Below are 17,460 nucleotides of genomic sequence, written 5' to 3' on the forward strand. Positions count from 1 at the left end.
CTTCGTCCAATCGACCGTATACATCTTGGCCCTTCGATCAGGCAGATTTTGCATCCATTTTTTGCTGGATGTAACTTGCCAACGTTTTCATATCTTGAAAGCTTTCCAAATGGAGCATGTCATCATCGAATTCAATGCCAAACTCTTTTTCAACCTTTACGACCGACTTGATAAAGGTCAATGAATCAATGTACTCCGTAAGTTCTCCGCTTTCGTTCACGTACTCAGAAAACAACCGGAGGAGCGTCTCGTATACTTCGTTTTCCCTTTCCATAGGAGTCCCTCCAAGTGGTAGATGCTTACACAACAACGCCAACCCGTTCCAGTACTTCTCTTGTTTTGACGACCGCCTCAAATTCCTGCGATTTTATGCTGCTGATTTTTTGCAGAACGCGATGAACCATGTCACTGCGATTACTGTCAAACGCCTTAAGAATCATATTGGTCGTAATTTTCCATTGATGTCCGATACTGCGATACTGCTCGGCAAGATCTGCAAAGTTTTCGTACTTCTCACTGATCGCCTGCAGGACATTGGCATACATCGCACGTGTTTGTGCCATGCTGATCAAGCTGTGGTTAAGGATATCGAGATGATCGTCTGTAATCTCCACTCCGCTAGCGAGAAAAGCCTCTACGTCTTTGAGAAAAGGATCAAGGGATTTCAGCCCAACCTCGACGTTGACTTCATCGGGTATATCCAACTCCCGCTTGATTTGACTTATGTCGCAACGACCCTCTAGTACGCTAAGATTGCTCCTGACCGCTTCCAGCAAATGATCGGGCGTCGGATGCAGGGAATCTGAAAGGACCAATTCAAATGAACGATTGTGGAGTGGATACCATTCACCTGTGCCTGCATCCCGATAGGAAGAGTTACTCGCCTGTAAAAATTGCTCGATGGGCAACAGACCTTTGTAGCGGTAGTAATCATCTACAATCAGAAGCTGATTATCTTCTCTTCCTGTGACAATGATGCTATGCATTTCAGGCAGGTCCTGATAATAAGGGTTGTACGGGAGTTCTGCCATATTGCAGAGGACGATTGTCGGTATCTCCCGTTCCAAACGTTCTTGAATATTTGCCAAAAACAGGTCGTCTTCAGGTTCAGCCCGTCCTTCAACGCAGATATTGTGAATCCACATAAGCTCTGCGACTGTTCTCATGTATTGACCGTTTACATCTCCATAAGGAGAATCCTGCGTTTTCAGATAGATGGCACCGCACTGCTTCCAAGCTGTTTCCAAGGCGGAAAAGTTCAGGTATTTCAGAACCGTGTAGATAGAAGCGCCGATGCAATCCAGGTTCGGATGCTTGCTCGGTTGAATCTCGGTGAGTGACATGAGCACTCTCCTTCCTGTCTATCGTATTGGTAAACACATGCGACTATCGGATATCCGAATCACGTTCTCGCAAGGCAAATACTTGTTGCAGAAATTGACTAGTGAGAGACCTCAACTTATCGACAGCAGCTTCCATATCGGAACGCTTCAACATTTTTTCTTTGTATAAGCTAAGGGCATAGCGATTCACCACGTTATTGGATGTCTGCAAAATCTCCTCCGCCAGTTCGCGTACAGACTGATCCGCCTGTGGAATGTAACAGTCCAATAATGTTTCCACCCACAGTTCTTTCCCGCCTAATTGAACGTAGAGCTCGTTTAAATTGGCCTCATGAAAATAGGTGTCTGGCTGCTCCGTAAGTAACAGCAACAGCGTAAGCTCACGGCCAACTTGCTGTTTACTCTCGACCGCTTTTAGTAAACGCAGCAACTCCTGTTCTGCGCTGGCACGCAAGATTGCTTCGTCATCTGTAACGCGATCGAGCACCATGATTAGCCGGGAATGCGGCTCTATATTTGCATAAATCTCCTCAAGCGTTTGGTACGTTGTGGAAAATTTATCGTACTGGATTCGTTGAGCTTGCCCGCGAGTCAAATGATTGTGATTGATGATCGTATAAACCTGCTTGTCATGGTCATAGCCAGTGATGACGGTGAGGTGATCGGTATGTTCCTTTTGGTATTGCGGCGTATAAAAGGTGTAGTACTCGTCAAACGCAACCATTACGGGCTTTCCTTGATCCAATTGGTGAATGATCGACTCATGCAATTCATCCAGACGAGCGACCGGCACGAGCTTGACCCGATAGCCAAATTTGTAAAGCATCTCCTCATCCGACAAATATCCCATAACCTCAGCATGCTCCCGATACGAATAGGGGTACCCCTCAGCATCGAGCTGATAGCCGCGCTTCAACCCGAGAAAAAGCTTAAAATACGGAATCAGATGGGCATCCTGCTCCTCCATTAATAAAGCGAGACCGCGATCATAACAATTCCATTGACGCCAAGATAGTTGACTGACATCTGCATACGAGCTGCGTTTGATTTGCGTACCATGCAATGAATTTGTGTTTCGTTGTTGAACAGTTTGGACTGCAGTAGCAGCTGCCTCTGCTTTCGCAACCTGTTCAACTTCATGCCCAACCGCATCAAGATAGGCAGCAAAATCGGAAATCGTCAAATGGGTAAGCAGGTCTTGTACTTCTACTTCTCGGTTCATCCGCTTGGAGATTTCGCTGATCATTCGAATCGCGATGATCGAGTCCCCGCCCAGATCGTAAAAATTGTCATGGACATCTACTTCTTCAAGCCCCAGAACGTATCCCCAAATGTGAGCCAGCTCTTGCTCTAAAACGGTGTAGGTATCATGTTTTCTCCCACGTACCACCACTTTTGGCAGCTTCGCTTCTCCAGATATTTGCGGTGCAACATTGTCTTTTTCTCTCCCGGCATCTTTGCCAAGAGCAAGAGAATGAAGAGATGAGATATCCAACCAACAACGCTTACGTTCAAACGGATAAACAGGGAGATGCACGCGACGCGGCTTTTTAAACGTATACATGGCACTCCAGCGTACATCTGCCCCACTCACATACAATTCGCCGAGCGCTTTCAGATCAGATAACTCTTTGCTTTGCGCCAACAAAAGCTTTTGCAAAAGAGCATTGGCATCCTTATTCATCGCTTGCTGTTCTGCCTCAGTCAGTATCCCAGGCTCTCTATCAGCTTTTTCCTGCGAGATAACCTTGTGCCAGCCAAAGAAAATATCTGGTTCAGAAAGTGATGTCCAGTCGCTCGCGCACAACTTGGAGATTTTTGCGGCAAAATCGTCCATGTCCCTGCAAATAAGCAGCAAGCGGTAGCCGTAGTGACTACGGCCCGTATTTGCCGTAAAGCTGAGACTTTCCAATGTCGGCAGTTCATCCACGGGCTTGCTGTTCCACTTCTGAAAACGGAGTAACAGACTGAGCAAGCTCTCCTTGCTTTTAGCGGATAAAGCGATAGCCTGAGTCCCTTCGTCTTGCTTGGGGGGCTGTTTGAATCCTGGTGCTTCCTCTACTACGAGGTGCACATTGGTTCCACTCATCCCAAACGAACTGATTCCAGCCCGTCGCACGCTTTGCTCTGGTTCCCACTCTGTCAATGTGTCGTGGATGTAAATGGGAGATTGTTCAAAAGGAATCATCCGATTCGCGCGCTGAAAGTGCAAATGCGGAGGTATCTGCTTTTGTTTAAGAGACAGGATCACCTTGAAAAGACCAGCCATCCCCGCTACGTGGTCGGTGTGACCGATGTTCGTTTTTACAGAGCCGATCCCGCAAAATTGGCGCCGGTTTGTGTATGGGCGAAACGCTCTCTCCAGCCCATCCATCTCCATAGGATCACCCAGCTTGGTACCTATGCTGTGCACCTCGATATAGGTAAGGGTTTCGGGATCAATCTGCGCGTCTTTCCATGCCTGCTGAATCACTTCGGCTTGTGCCAATGAATTTGGCGCCGTAAGCCCGAAAGAATGGCCGTCTTGATTGGCGGCGCTTCCCTTGATTACGGCATAAATCGAATCCCCGTCTGCAAGAGCCTTTGTCAACGGTTTCAGCAAAACGGCGCCAACGCCTTCACCGACACCTGTACCGTCTGAATCATTGTCAAAAGGTCGAGTACGACCAGATTGCGATAAAATTCCCAAATCATTGCTTCCATCTTGTAAAGACAGCAAGATGAGCTTGACACCGCCAGCCAGCGCCATTTCACATTCTCCTCGACGAATCGCTTGGCATGCTAGATGAACAGCCATCAGCGAAGAGGAGCAGGACGTATCCACAAGCATGCTCGGACCTTTGAGATCCAACAGATAGGATACGCGAGAAGCGATCACCGATTTCATATTGCCAATGATTGAGGTGGACAGCGCATCTGGTTCCAGCTCTCGAATCATTCGTCTATACTCTTCACCAAAATCACTGCTAAATCCCAGATATACACCCGTACGGCTACCCGCGAGCATCGTTCCACCATATCCAGCGTCCTCAATCGCCTCCCAGCATGTCAGAAGAAATAAGCGCTGGTTTGGGTCCATCTGGCTGGCTTCCTTAGGAGAAAGACCGAAGAATTGCGGATCGAATTTATCAATTTCATTCAGGTAGGCAGCTTCTCGAAATTGAATTTGTTCCATCGTCAACCCTTTGGCGAGTAACAATGGAATCAAATCGTTCTGGCGCTCTTTGGGAAGCTCTCGCACACAATCTTGACCAGCTTGCAACAGACGCCAAAAGTCTGCCGGGTTTTCTGCGCTTCCGAATCGGCAAGCAGCACCAATCACCGCAATATCGTGTTGATTGGGTTTGCTGTCTGTTGAATGAGCATCCGTCTGCTGTTTATTCAGTTTGACTCGGTTAAGTCCTAATGGCTTGCTCACTGCATTCTTCCTCCTTGGGTCCTCTGCTCACCTGGTTCGGCTTAGCTTGCTTGCCATTCGTTGCCGATCTCAGGAAATCGCTGTTGCAAGTCCGGTTTGCTGGTCAGCTGTTCAAAGCGCATGGCTTGTTCCGCGTCAGGAGCTTTTTTTGTTTGCAAGATCAAACGAAGCAGAGAAAAAGCTTCGCTTACATCTCCATAGCCCCCCTCTTTTTCTCCTTGTTCCAGCTGTTGCCTCAGTTGTTGAAGAGCTTGATAAGGAGCGATCACCCCTTGCTGGTACGCCTCTTCATCGAGACCGCGGTTTTTCGTGCAAACAGCAATCGCAATGCAAGAATCGACCAGTTGGGCAATTGCTGCTTGATTATGCGTTTTAGCATCCTGAATCTCTTGCTGATAACGATTGATCTCCCCCTGCTTGTCAAAGGCAAAAGCACGAAGGGGATATCCTTTGACCAAATTTGTCAGTACATTTTTTGGACCGAGCTCAATTACGGTATTCGCTCCCTGTTTTACCAAGTAATCCATCGTGGATTGCCAGCGAACAGGGCTGGTTGTCTGGGCTGTGAGCAAATCGACAAGTTGATCAGCATGGACATAGGGTTGTGCTGTCACATTGGAAATCACAGGCCATTTGGGATCGCTATACGTGTATCGCTTCAATTCTTCATTTAATTGTTCAGCTGCTTGCACCATGAGTGGCGAATGGAAAGGCGCACTCACCTTGAGGCTGACTACGGAAGTCGAACCATGCTGCTTGCACGCTTCTTCTACTTGCCGCACCGCATGTGCATGTCCGGAGATGACGATCTGATCAGCGGAGTTATGGTTCGCGACCACGACGATCGCATCGTCACGAGAATGTTCCCGACAAATCTCCTCGACAAGTTGAGCATTCAACCCGAAGATTGCTGACATGGCTCCGACACCCTGCGGCGTAGCCGCCTGCATGAACTGACCTCGGCGATAGACAAGGCGGACGGCATCTGCAAACTGGATAGCACCGGCACAAGTCAGGGCCGTAAACTCGCCCAGACTGTGACCAGCCACCCACTTCGGTTCGATGTTCATTTCCTGTGAATAAACGCGGAAGGCTGCGACACTTGCCGTCAGGATTGCTGGCTGTGCGTGCTCTGTTTTGGTCAGTTCTTGTACATCCCCTGCAAAACAAAGTGTTTGCAGGTTAAATCCAAGCGCATCACTTGCTTCTTCAAAGGTGCGAGCGGCAATGGGATGGGCCTCACATAATGCTTGGCCCATTCCAACATATTGCGAACCTTGTCCCGGGAATAAGAGTGCGATTTTGTCCATTTTTGATCACCCTTCTCTACGTCATGTATTCATTCACTAGCATCCTGAGCAATTGCTGATAATCCTGAGTCATCTCCGTGACTTTTTCTGCCCGGAGGCAATCAGGGTCGAATGCACACACGATATCAATCACGTCTTTTCCTTCCTTGATCCAGAAGGTAAGCTCATGTTCATGGTGTGTGAACGATGCATTTGTAAACTCATTGACACTGCCGAAGAATGGAATGATGGTTCCATCGTTGCGATCCGTCCGTAATTTTTTTAGCCACAACGAGGCTTCCCCCGTCATTTTCTCGATGAACTGTCGTTTCTGCTGCACCTGCTTGAATAGATCGAAGAAGGTGTTGACCTCTGACATGTTCACCCGGAATGGATAAGCATTCATCTGCAGCTCCTTGGCGACAGCCACTTCCATATAAAGATCCTGCTGTCCTGTCAATTCCGCCATGAGGTATACATACATCGAAAGCAAAACGTCTCTTACCTCAACAGCCTCCATTTGACTTACCTGCTGCACATTTTCAAACAGATCATCAGTAAGTGAGAATTGAACCCAGTTTGTGTCCGCATTCGCTTCTCCATTAGTCCAATACTGAGGTGGCAACTCTATAAGCGAGACACGATCCAGCTCCTTCAACCAATAAGTGGTCGTATCGGTTTCCTCTTGTTCATCTGCTATATCTAAAGCGGCATTCTTCAAAAAGTTGGTAAGACTGAACAGCGTAGGATGAGCGAACAAATCGGCAATTCGAACCCGTCCAGGATAAAGTTGTTCAAGCTTGGCATGAACTTGCACCAGCAAAAGCGAAGTACCGCCTATTTGGAAGAAGTTATCCTGCATACCGACCGTTTCACGTTTAAGCACTTCCCGCCAGATGCCCGCCACCTGTTCTTCCAGTCTGGTAGCCGGGGCTTGATATTCGGTGTGCTTGTCTTGGAGTGAATCAGGCTCTGGCAATGATTTGCGATCCAGTTTTCCGTTTGGTGTTAGAGGCCACATACTCATATGCGTATAGAAATGTGGAATCATGTAATCGGGTAAACTTTTGCTCAGCATGGCTCGCAATTCATCACTGTCCAACGTTCGCTCTGCCATATAGTACGCAGACAGGTAAGGATTGCTGGCAGTATCTCGCACACTGACCACCGCTTCCGTAATATCCGGATGCTGACAAAGGGCACTTTCAATCTCACCCAATTCGATCCGATAACCGCGTACTTTGCACTGAAAGTCGGATCGTCCCACATATTCAACACGTCCGTCCGGCATCCATCTCGCGAGATCACCTGTTTTGTACATACGTTGACCAGGTTTAAACGGATTAGGGATATAGCGCTCATCCGTCAGTGTTGGCTGACCGAAGTAGCCTCTCGTTACCCCATCCCCTGCAATGTAAAGATCGCCAGTGATCTTCATAGGCTGCACTTGCAGATGCTCATCGAGGATGTAGACTTGTGTATTGGGCAATGGCGCGCCAATGGTTACTTCCTCTGCCTCAGTCAAGTCCTGCACCGTAGACCAGATCGTTGTTTCAGTTGGACCGTACAGATTGTAAAGTCTCGCCTTGGTCTGTGTGCGAAGCCGTTGGAACAAAGACGCTGAAAGGGCTTCTCCTCCAATCAGGATCGCTTTCAGGCAGTCAAGTGCGTGCAAGTTGCTCTTCTCTTCCAGCATGAGCTGTAAACGGGATGGAGTCAGTTGAAGGAAAGTGATTTCTTCCTGCAAAATCAACTCCTTGAGCACCTGCGGGTCGGCTTGCTGCTGTTCGGTTGCAATGACCACAGTCATCCCTTTCGCCAGCGGTACAATCGTTTCAAGCAGAAAAATATCAAACGAAATCGTCGTCACAGCCAGCATTTTGTCTGCGCTGGCAAAATCGATGTGTACGCCGATCCCTGAGCAGAAGCTCATCAAATTGCCGTGCTCAACCATAACGCCTTTAGGCTTGCCTGTAGAACCCGATGTGTAAATAACATAGGCGAGATCGCCAGGTGTAGCCTGTGGCGGAAGATTGGAGTCGTCTTCCATCACCATCCGAGAATCGTTTACGTCTACTCGGACAACACTTCCCCACTGCTTTTCTGCCAGAGAATCGTGGGTTAAGACGAGGCGAGTCATGCTGTTTTCCAAAACATAGGAAATGCGTTCTTCTGGATAGTGCGGATCAATCGGAACAAATGCAGCCCCTGCTTTCAAGATCGCCAAGAGTCCGACCATCATTTCCACAGAGCGATTCGTCAAAAGGCCCACGCAAGTATCAGCAGTGACGTCATGTTGCTTGATCAAACGGGCTACTTGGTTTGCTCGCTTATTTAATTCCGCATAAGTGACTTTCTCATCTCCGCATGTTACAGCTAACGCGTTCGGCTGTTTTGCCGCTACTTCTTCAAAGAGCTGGACGACTGTTTTTTCACGAGAGTATTCCAAACTCGTGTCATTCCATTGCTCAATCAGCAGCAAGCGTTCTTCTACTGCCAGCATGGACATCTTGCCGATCAACTGTTCAGGATCTTCCACCATCTGCTCCAGAATCTTCTGGAAGTGTGTAGACATCGACGCGATCGTCTCTTTGCTGAACAGCTTGTTGCTGTATTCGATATCGACAATCAGGCGCTGTTCTCGCTCAATGATGTCAAAGGTCAGATCAAACTGGGCAGAGCGCTGTTCAAATGGATAGGGAGAGAGCGTCAGCCCATTTGCACTCATGCTTCCCTTCGCGTCGCCGGTATTTTGCAAAATGAACATCACATCAAACAGTGGGTTGCGCGCCGTATCTTTTGGCAGCGTCAGACGATCCACCAGCATTTCGAACGGATAGTCGGCATGAGAGAGCGCCGCCAGTGCCCGTTCTTTTACTTCCTCAAGGAAATCCGCCACGGTTCGATCGCTTCGCGGGAAGTTTCTCATCGCCAGTGTGTTCAAAAAGACACCAACGATGTTTTCCAGGTCTGCATGATGACGACCAGCCACTGGCGATCCAATGATAATGTCTTCTTCGCCAGCGTATTTCGACAGCATAATGGTGAGCGCTCCCAGTAGCGTCATGTACAAGGTTGAGCAATTGTTTTTTGCCAGTGCCTGTATCTTCTCTGTCCTCTCTTGAGGTATCTCAAAGGTCAAGACATCTCCCTCGAAGCTCTGAACGGACGGTCGAGGGTGGTCCGTAGGCAGGTTAAGCACAGGAAGTTCTCCATCCAGCTCTTTTAGCCAGAATTTCTCCTGAGCGACCAATACCCCATTACCCAGCTGCTCTGATTGCCACACACTGTAGTCTTTATATTGAATCCGCAGCTCGGGCAACTCGAGTCCTTGATACAATTGGAAGAACTCGCGGATCAAAATGTTGATGGACACACCATCGGAAATAATGTGATGCATGTCGAACAGCAACATGTGTTTGTTGACATCAATGCGAATGAGCATACCGCGTACAAGCGGCGCTTTTGACAAGTCGAATGGTTGAATAAATTGTTCGACCGTTCTCTTGGCCTCGTTCTCGTCAACTTCACTATACGCCAACGTAAAATCTACGCTCGGCTGAATCGTTTGCATCAAAACTCCATCCACGATGGAAAATGAGGTGCGCAACGACTCATGACGCTGCACCAGCGAGACAAATGCACGTTCGAAAGCCTCTCTGTCCAGCTCTCCTTCAAGCATCATGATTGTAGGGATGTTGTAGGCAACTGCTCCTTCCTGCATTTGTTCCAGCACATAAATTCTCTGCTGAGACGAGGTGGCGGGGTAAGCTTCCCGATGCTCTGCTACAGGAATCGCTGACACAGCTGTTTCTTCATTCGGAGCCATTAATACAGCCAATTGACGGATCGTCGGTGTTTGAAATAAGTCGGTGATCGTAATCTCTCTTTGCATCTGCTTGGAGACCCGGGAAACGATACCGATTGCCAATAGAGAATCGCCACCCAGCCTGAAAAAGTCGTCGTCGATGCTCAATTCGGTGTAACCCAGCACATCGGACCAAATCTGACCTAAGGCTTGCTCCCACAAAGTGTAGCGATCGCCTTCCTCCCTGCCAGACAAAACAACACGGTTTTGCATGGTCGCAGCGGATGGTGCTTCGCGTTCTTTGTGAGTTTTCACGCTTGCAAAGATCGTATCTCCGAGCTTTACTTTCAGAGACGGTGCCCATTCTTTTAGCACTTGTAAATCAAATTGTCCAATGATCAGGTGTTCAGTTTGGCAAGACAACGATGCATCAAAGGCTTGAATTGCTCCATCCATCGGCATGTATCCGATAAAACCAGGACCTGTTATGCCTTCAAACGCATACCAGTTCAAAGCTATCGTTGGTTTTCCCGTTCGATTGCGAGCTGCACTATAGGTATCCAAGAAGCAGTTGGACGAGACATAGTCACTTCCGGTCGCTCCACCCCAAATCGAAGCAAGCGATGAGAAGATCACAAAGAAATCCAAATGCTCCGGTTCAGCTATCTGATCGAGTATGACTGTGCCCGCCATCTTCGCTTTCAAGCCATTTTGAAAATCGGAAAACTTCTTCGTTTGAATCGTTTCGAAGGTGATATGCGCCGCGGATTGGATAATGCCGTTGATTGGTCCGTAACGAGCACGGACTTGCTCGGAAATATCCTCCATCTGCTGACGGTCAGACACGTCGGCTGCGTAGCAGACTACCTGCGCTCCCATTTCCTCTAGCTCAAGCAGAGCTTTCAGCTTTCGTGCCTCAGCAGCACTGCAATCTGGATGCTGTAAACGCTCTTGCCACTCGTGGTTTGGTGGAAGTGGAGAACGATTAATCAGCACGAGCGTCACATTTTTTTGAGCGGCCAGATGCTTACTAAATGCCAGTCCCAGTTTCCCTGTCCCTCCGGCGATCAAGTAAACGCCATTTTCGCGGATATCTACGGGCCGCTTCGAAATTTTATCGATATCGCAGCGATTCATTTCTGGTACGCTGCGATTTCCTCTATAGGCAACCAAAGTGTCATCCCGATTGCAGCGAATTTCCGCTAGAAGCTGACCAGCCAACTGCGATGTTGAAAGCCCCTCTGTTGCGAGATCCAGGCTAAAGCACTGCAGTTTTGGGTTTTCCTGCGAGATAACTTTGGCAAGACCGAACAAGGGAGCTTTTTCTGGATAAACAGGTCCGTTCTCATCTACTGCCTGTGCGTAGTTCGAGACGATGCGTAAATCAAGCACCTGCTTCAGATCCAGCTCAAGTAACGCTTGTGTCAAATGAAACAGACTGTACACTCCCAGATGTTGTGCTGACTCAAGAGCTTCTAGCTGTCCGAGGTCACTTGGCTTTAGGGCGCCCGAGGTCAAGCTCCATAAGTGGATAATCCCCGTCAGCTTTTCCTTTTTGTCCCCGAGTCTCTCGAACACACGCCGCAGATCTGCCGGCTGGGTGGAATCTAGGATAAACTCGTGGGAAGAGACGGAGGTAAAAGCCTCACCACTGCGAAGTCTGAACACTTCATGTCCTTCCGATGACATCGCGTCAGCAAGCGTTTCTCCTACACCGCCTTCATCTTGAAACACCAACCAGATCCCTGGACGCTGGGTCTGATGATTAGTTGACAGCTCTTTCGTTTGCCACTTGATCTGGTAGAGCCACTCTCGATACTCTTGTGGCGTATACGCTGAGCGCCCGATCAATAAGGCTGAATCAGAAAGATCAAGCAGCGCTGTTGACGACGGATAAATGGCAACCGATTGATAGTTTGTATCCCGAAGCGCCTTTTCCCAACGTGAGGCATCCATTAGTCTGGCTTGCTGTCGCAGATCGGTGTCTTCATGCTGCCACCAGTCTGCGGCAAGTCCCCCGATCACATTTGACGTTGAACGATTTTTCACGAGCTCGATCGCAAACAGCACGCCTTGCTCTGCAAGCAACTGATGCAAAATCGATAAGGATGCCCGAACATCCCTCGCCTTGTGAATAGCGTTATTGGCGATAATCACATCGTACGCATGTAAATCGAAGCCTTGTTCGGCAGGGGCCTGCTCCATGTTGAACGGACGGAACTGCACAAACGGGTACACTTCTTGGAACTCTTTCTCTGCCTCTACGAGAGACATTTGCGTACAATCCGTAAACAGATAGGTGACATCTTGTTTCTCAATTTTCGGCAGCAATAAGCGAGTAAGACTGCTTGAACCGCCTCCGAGCTCCAGAATTCGAACAGGACGGTCAAACGAATGGATGTATTGGGCAATTGTTTCCACTGCCATAAGTCCAGAAGGGTTTCCAAGAGTAAGGCGATCCGCATACGACTTGAAAAAGTCAGAGGTACCGTTCGACACAAGTACGGTCTGCCCTGTCATGATAGTTGAGTAATGGGCAAAGCACGCTTTTAATTGGGTGAACGTATCTCGCTCATTCGGATAGCGATCCAGACAATCCTGATAAAACGTTTCCGCATCAAGACCCTCTGCTTGAGCAGCAAGTCGATATGTTCCTGCAACTTGTTCAACAAGGGCCGCTTGAACGACGAGTCCAAGCATGAGTTGGAAAAGATGCTCATTTCTTTCATCAAGCCCTACAGCTTCACGCAATTCTTCCAACGAATACGTTTGAACCTGCTTGTGGAAAACGCCCAGTTGATTGAAGCATGCAAGCGATGACAAGCCGGAATAAAAAGTCTCATCCTCTTCCAAACCTGTTTGCTTTTGGACATTCACCTGATTGAGCAACGTTTCCCCAAACGTAAAGAAGGTGGAAGCAATTTCATGAACATCAGCTGTTTCGTTCTCATGTGCCGCATCAGATGCTACAGTTGCGGACCGCTCAACCGTGTCGTTTGCGGGTTGATCCGATTGCACCCAGTGTCGGTTTTTGGCAAAGGAATAAGTTGGCAAGGGTACCTTTTTCCATTTGACTGGACGGTAGTATTCAAGCCAATTAATAGGCACCCCTCGCACGTACTGTTTTGCCATTTCTACTGGGTTAGAGCTGTCTATTTGCATGCTGATCGGCAATGAACTTTCCCCACGGGAATTCAGTACCCCGTAGAACACCTGGTTCCCATCAACAAGCGGAGCACCGTCCTCCATCCGTTCCCCCGCGCTCAAGCGATGGATCTTCTGCAAAAAGTCCTCTTTGCTGTTGATAAGGAAAGCAAGGCGATGCCGATAGTGACCACGCCCAATATTGGCAGTAGCGCACATATCAAGAAGAGAATGCTCAGAAGGCGCTGATAAAAATGCTTGGTATTTCTCGAGCAAATCCCATAGTGACTCACTTGTTTTGGCAGATAACGTAATGAGGTAATCGCTAGATTCTGAAACGGGTGTCGCCTCGCGCTTAGGAGGCTCTTCCAATATGACGTGGGCGTTTGTCCCACTCAGGCCGAATGCACTTACCCCGGCTCTCCTCACAGGTTGGTCCGCCTCTACATCCCAAGCCTTTAGCACATCATTTATATAAACAGGCGAATCGATAAAAGGAATTAAGGTATTCGGCCGTTTCACATGCAGCGTAGGCGGTATCTGGCGATGCTTCATCATCAGAGCCGTCTTAATGATCCCAGCCACACCTGATGCGGCTATCGTGTGCCCGATATTGCTTTTGACCGAGCCTATTGCGCAAAATTGCTTACGTTTTGAAACTTTCTGAAAGGCATGCATGATCCCTTCAATCTCTACAGGGTCGCCTAGTCTTGTCCCTGTTCCATGTGCCTCAATATAGGAGATGCTCTCTGGATTGATTCGCGCCCGCTCCCATGTTGTTCGCAACAAAGCAGACTGGGAAATCGCATTGGGCGCTGTAATACTGGTAGAACGGCCATCACAATTGACAGCTGTGCTTTTGATCACGGCATGGATATAGTCGTTGTCCTTGACTGCTTGATCGTAGGACTTCAAAAGAACAGCGCCAAGACCTTCTCCCCATACTGTTCCGTCAGCAAAGTCATCAAAAGCTTTGGTTTTGCGATCTACAGAAACGATGCCAAAGTCAGTATCTTGTTGAATCGGAAACAGGGAAAGGTTAACTCCACCAACGAGAGCCATTCGACAATCGTTATTTCCAATGGCCTGACATGCTTGGTGCAGAGCGACCAAGGAGGAAGAGCAAGATGTATTAATCAATTGGCTCGGACCTGACAGATTCAGCAAATAGGAAATTCGTGAAGCGATAATTGCTGCAACGTTGCCAGCCAGCGAGGACGAATCAACGTTTTTCAGCACACGCTGGTATTGTGATTCATTGTCACAATATCCCAGAAATACGCCTGTAGGAGAACCGCTGATCATCTTCTCGCTATACCCGGCATGTTCAAATGTTTCCCATGCCAACTCGAGAAACATCCGCTGATAAGGATCCATGGTTCGAGCCTCTGCAGGTGATATCTCGAAAAACGCATGATCAAATAAATCCACGTGATCGAGATAACCCATCCGCTCATACTTGAAATCTGTGTCGTTAAAAAATTCTCTCGCTACCCGCTCGACATCTGGACGCCTTGCAGCAGGGATATCACCGATTGAATCGTGCCCCTGTTGCAAATTGTTCCAGTATTCTTCGAGGCTGCTGGCTCCAGGAAAACGACAAGCCATACCGATGATCGCGATATCTTGGCGTGTATTTACGGTGGCAGAGGACAGTTCCTTCAGCAAAGGAAGTGCTTCCTTCTCTTGCAGTCGATGAGCTGCCACTTGCTCCAAGATGTATTTTTTTAGCAAACTCATCCTAATTCCCCTTCCTTTTGTCGATCAGTTCGGCACCCTTGTCTACAGAGAGAACTCCCTCCTTGACCTCCCTCAGCAATTCCAGAAGGGATTCATCATCATCGCTTTGATCTTCCATAGATGCAAACTGATCCTGTTTTCTTTGTTCGAGAAAATCTACAAACATGGCAATCGTATAGTAGGAAAACAAATGCGCGACGCTAATCTCGCTATCCACTTGTTTTACAATTTGCGCATGCATTTTAAGCAACAGCAGGGAATTCCCTCCCAGCTGGAAAAAGCTGTCGTGTACCCCCACTTTTTCGATTCCCAAGATTTCTTTCCAGATGGTAACTAGCTGTTCTTCCTTCTCGTTTCGTGGAGCTACATATTCTGTATCGGACGCCTGTTGCTCATCCACTTCAGGCAGTAGCTTACGATTGATCTTGCCCCCTGCTGTCAAAGGCATTTTTTCAATGCTGACAAAAAAGGAAGGGATCATGTGATCGGGAAGCCGTTCGCTGAGATAACCACGCAAGTCACTTGCGGTCAATTCCTGAGCATTCGATACGTAGTAAGCGCACAATCGAGCCTTCTCTTCTTGAAATAGCACGGCACACTCTTTTACTAGCGGGTGGGACAATAGAACCTCATCAATCTCGCCCAGCTCAATTCGATGCCCGCGTACTTTTACTTGATGATCGATGCGACCACAGAACTTGATATTGCCATTCGGCAGATAACGCCCAAGGTCGCCTGTCCGGTAAAGCTTTTGATAACCAATTTCCGGATATGGGTTGTCAACAAAGCTGGCTGCTGTTTTCTCAGGATCGTGCAGGTAACCGTGTCCCAAGCACAAGCCAGTTATGTAAATCTCCCCTTGTTGTCCAGCCGGAACAAGTTTGCGATTTGAATCCAGCAGCAAAATTTTCGTATTGGCTATCGGCTTTCCGATCGGTATCGGTCCCTGGTGGGTATGGTCGATCTCAAAGTAGATGACACCAATAGACGTCTCCGTTGGACCGTACAGATTCGTGATACGAACGTGGGGAAACCGCTGAAGAAACAGATGCACGGTGTGAGCCGTAATTTCCTCTCCCCCCAAGATCAGGTGGCGAATTGAAGAAAGTGAATCGTGTATGTCCATCCGTGTTTCCATTTGATCCACCAGCAGGTTGAAGACCGACGGCACAAAGTCCGTAATCGTAATCTGATAGGTTGAAATGGCGTGCAACACTTGATCGAGCGTCATCTCAAATTCAGGAATCGGCAATACCGTACGGCCACCATGCAAGAGCGGCCAGAAAAGTTGCCAGACCGAACTGTCGTAGTGATGGGGAGTCGTCTGGAAAATAGCGTCCTGTTCCGTACAACCGTAATGTTCATCCATCCAGCGAAACCGATTGAAAATACCGATATGAGGAACGACAGCTCCTTTTGGTTTACCAGTAGAACCAGATGTATAGATCACATAGATCGGATCGTCCACATCTACCTGAACCTTCAAGTCCCCTTCCTCCTGGATATCATCCGCATCGACGATTACAGCACGTGTCAATTGCACAAATGACGGTTCCTGACGTATTTCTGGCCCGATCAGGGTCACCGGACAATCCAATTCATCCAGTAGCTGCTTTTTCCGTTCGTTCGGACTTTGCACGTCTAGTGGGACAAAGGCCGCACCTGTTTTCATCACAGCTAGCAGGGAAATGACCAAATTCAAGCTACGATTCATCAAGACGGGAACATAGCTTCCTCTTCCAATGCCGCTGTCCTTCAACATACGCGCTAGGTAATTGGCTTTGCCATTTAGTTGAGCGTAGGTAAGGGTTTTGTTGCCAAACACAGCCGCTGTTAGATGAGGAGTACTCGCTGCCTGTTCCTCGATCAGTTGGTGGATCGGCTTTGGAGCAGAATGAGGAACGTCCGTTTGATTGCGGGTATACAACAGATCAGTCCGCTCCGCCTCTGTCAACATATCGATTGTGTTTACCAATTTTTTGGGATCAACGACCACATCACGAAGAATTTGTTGATAATGGCTAATCATGCGCTCGATGACAGATTCTTGGAACTGTTCGCCCGCATACCGTACGCGTCCGGTAATTCCATCTTCTGTTTGCTTGAATGCAAATACTACTTGCAGGGATAAGCCTTCTAAAGCAGCAATATCTTGCATGTTTTCTAGAACGAAAGCTGTATCCAGCAGTGTCGTCAGATCGGTGTCCGATAGATCAAGCCATTGCATCATTTGCGAAAACGGATAGTTCTGATGCTCAATTGCCTCTTTGACCAGCTGCTTACCCTCTTTCGCCACTTCTGCAAAAGTAGCTTCTTGATGCATCCGTACACGCAGCGGCAGCACCCGATTCCAAGCATTAGGGGGAAGCGGATTCTGAAAGACGGGCGTGAGAATGATCATGTCGTCTGTCTGCTTATACCGATTCAGCATGATTTGAAACGTCGACAGAAGGAACAGGTAGAGCTTCATCGGATGATGATCGCAATGGGCCGTAACGGCAGCGTTTAAATCATCTGGAAAGACAAAAGATATTTCTTTTGTCTCCTCCACCCCATCGCCTTCCTTCTCCGTCCCTTCGGTTGGAAGGAGGGAGAGCGTCCACTCCCCCTGTAACTTCTCATGCCAGTACTGCTCCTCCCGGCTAAATTTCCGACTGGTTAGCAGAATGTTTTGCGAAATAGTAGTCTCCATATGCCCTCCCCCTCTTACTCACCGCT

General features: G+C 48.3%; 6 protein-coding genes. All 6 read right to left on the bottom strand.

Going from position 1 to position 17,460, the window contains the following annotated elements; genetic code table 11:
* Positions 1–37: 37 nt before the first annotated feature.
* Genes ACM6JA_RS06875 through edeJ form a run of 6 tightly spaced genes read right to left on the bottom strand, consistent with a single transcriptional unit; the run spans position 38 to position 17,434 of the window.
* Positions 38–274, bottom strand: coding sequence for a phosphopantetheine-binding protein (locus ACM6JA_RS06875; RefSeq protein WP_414851716.1), 237 nt, complete (start codon positions 272–274; stop codon positions 38–40).
* Between the two features lie 25 nt (positions 275–299).
* A complete protein-coding gene (locus tag ACM6JA_RS06880) occupies positions 300–1,343 on the bottom strand; it encodes a BtrH N-terminal domain-containing protein (RefSeq protein WP_414851717.1) in 1,044 nt (347 codons plus the stop codon).
* A gap of 43 nt (positions 1,344–1,386) precedes the next feature.
* Entirely contained in the window at positions 1,387–4,761 is a 3,375-nt protein-coding gene (gene edeG / locus ACM6JA_RS06885; protein WP_414851718.1) for an edeine polyketide synthase EdeG, read from the bottom strand.
* A 41-nt stretch (positions 4,762–4,802) separates the two neighbouring features.
* Entirely contained in the window at positions 4,803–6,071 is a 1,269-nt protein-coding gene (fabD, locus tag ACM6JA_RS06890; protein WP_414851719.1) for an ACP S-malonyltransferase, read from the bottom strand.
* Positions 6,072–6,087: 16 nt separating this feature from the next.
* On the bottom strand, positions 6,088–14,742 hold the full coding sequence (gene edeI, locus ACM6JA_RS06895; protein WP_414851720.1) for an edeine biosynthesis hybrid PKS-NRPS EdeI: 8,655 nt from the start codon (positions 14,740–14,742) through the stop codon (positions 6,088–6,090).
* A 1-nt stretch (position 14,743) separates the two neighbouring features.
* Positions 14,744–17,434, bottom strand: coding sequence for an edeine non-ribosomal peptide synthetase EdeJ (edeJ, locus tag ACM6JA_RS06900; RefSeq protein WP_414851721.1), 2,691 nt, complete (start codon positions 17,432–17,434; stop codon positions 14,744–14,746).
* Positions 17,435–17,460: the final 26 nt, after the last annotated feature.

This window comes from Brevibacillus sp. IT-7CA2, from assembly GCF_949767855.1.
Taxonomy (GTDB): Bacteria; Bacillota; Bacilli; order Brevibacillales; family Brevibacillaceae; genus Brevibacillus.

Excerpts from the sequence above, each read along its gene's own strand:
- ACM6JA_RS06875 (WP_414851716.1), bottom strand. The coding sequence starts at position 274 with ATGGAAAGGGAAAACGAAGTATACGAGACGCTCCTCCGGTTGTTTTCT.
- ACM6JA_RS06880 (WP_414851717.1), bottom strand. The coding sequence starts at position 1,343 with ATGTCACTCACCGAGATTCAACCGAGCAAGCATCCGAACCTGGATTGC.
- fabD (WP_414851719.1), bottom strand. The coding sequence starts at position 6,071 with ATGGACAAAATCGCACTCTTATTCCCGGGACAAGGTTCGCAATATGTT.
- edeI (WP_414851720.1), bottom strand. The coding sequence starts at position 14,742 with ATGAGTTTGCTAAAAAAATACATCTTGGAGCAAGTGGCAGCTCATCGA.
- edeJ (WP_414851721.1), bottom strand. The coding sequence starts at position 17,434 with ATGGAGACTACTATTTCGCAAAACATTCTGCTAACCAGTCGGAAATTT.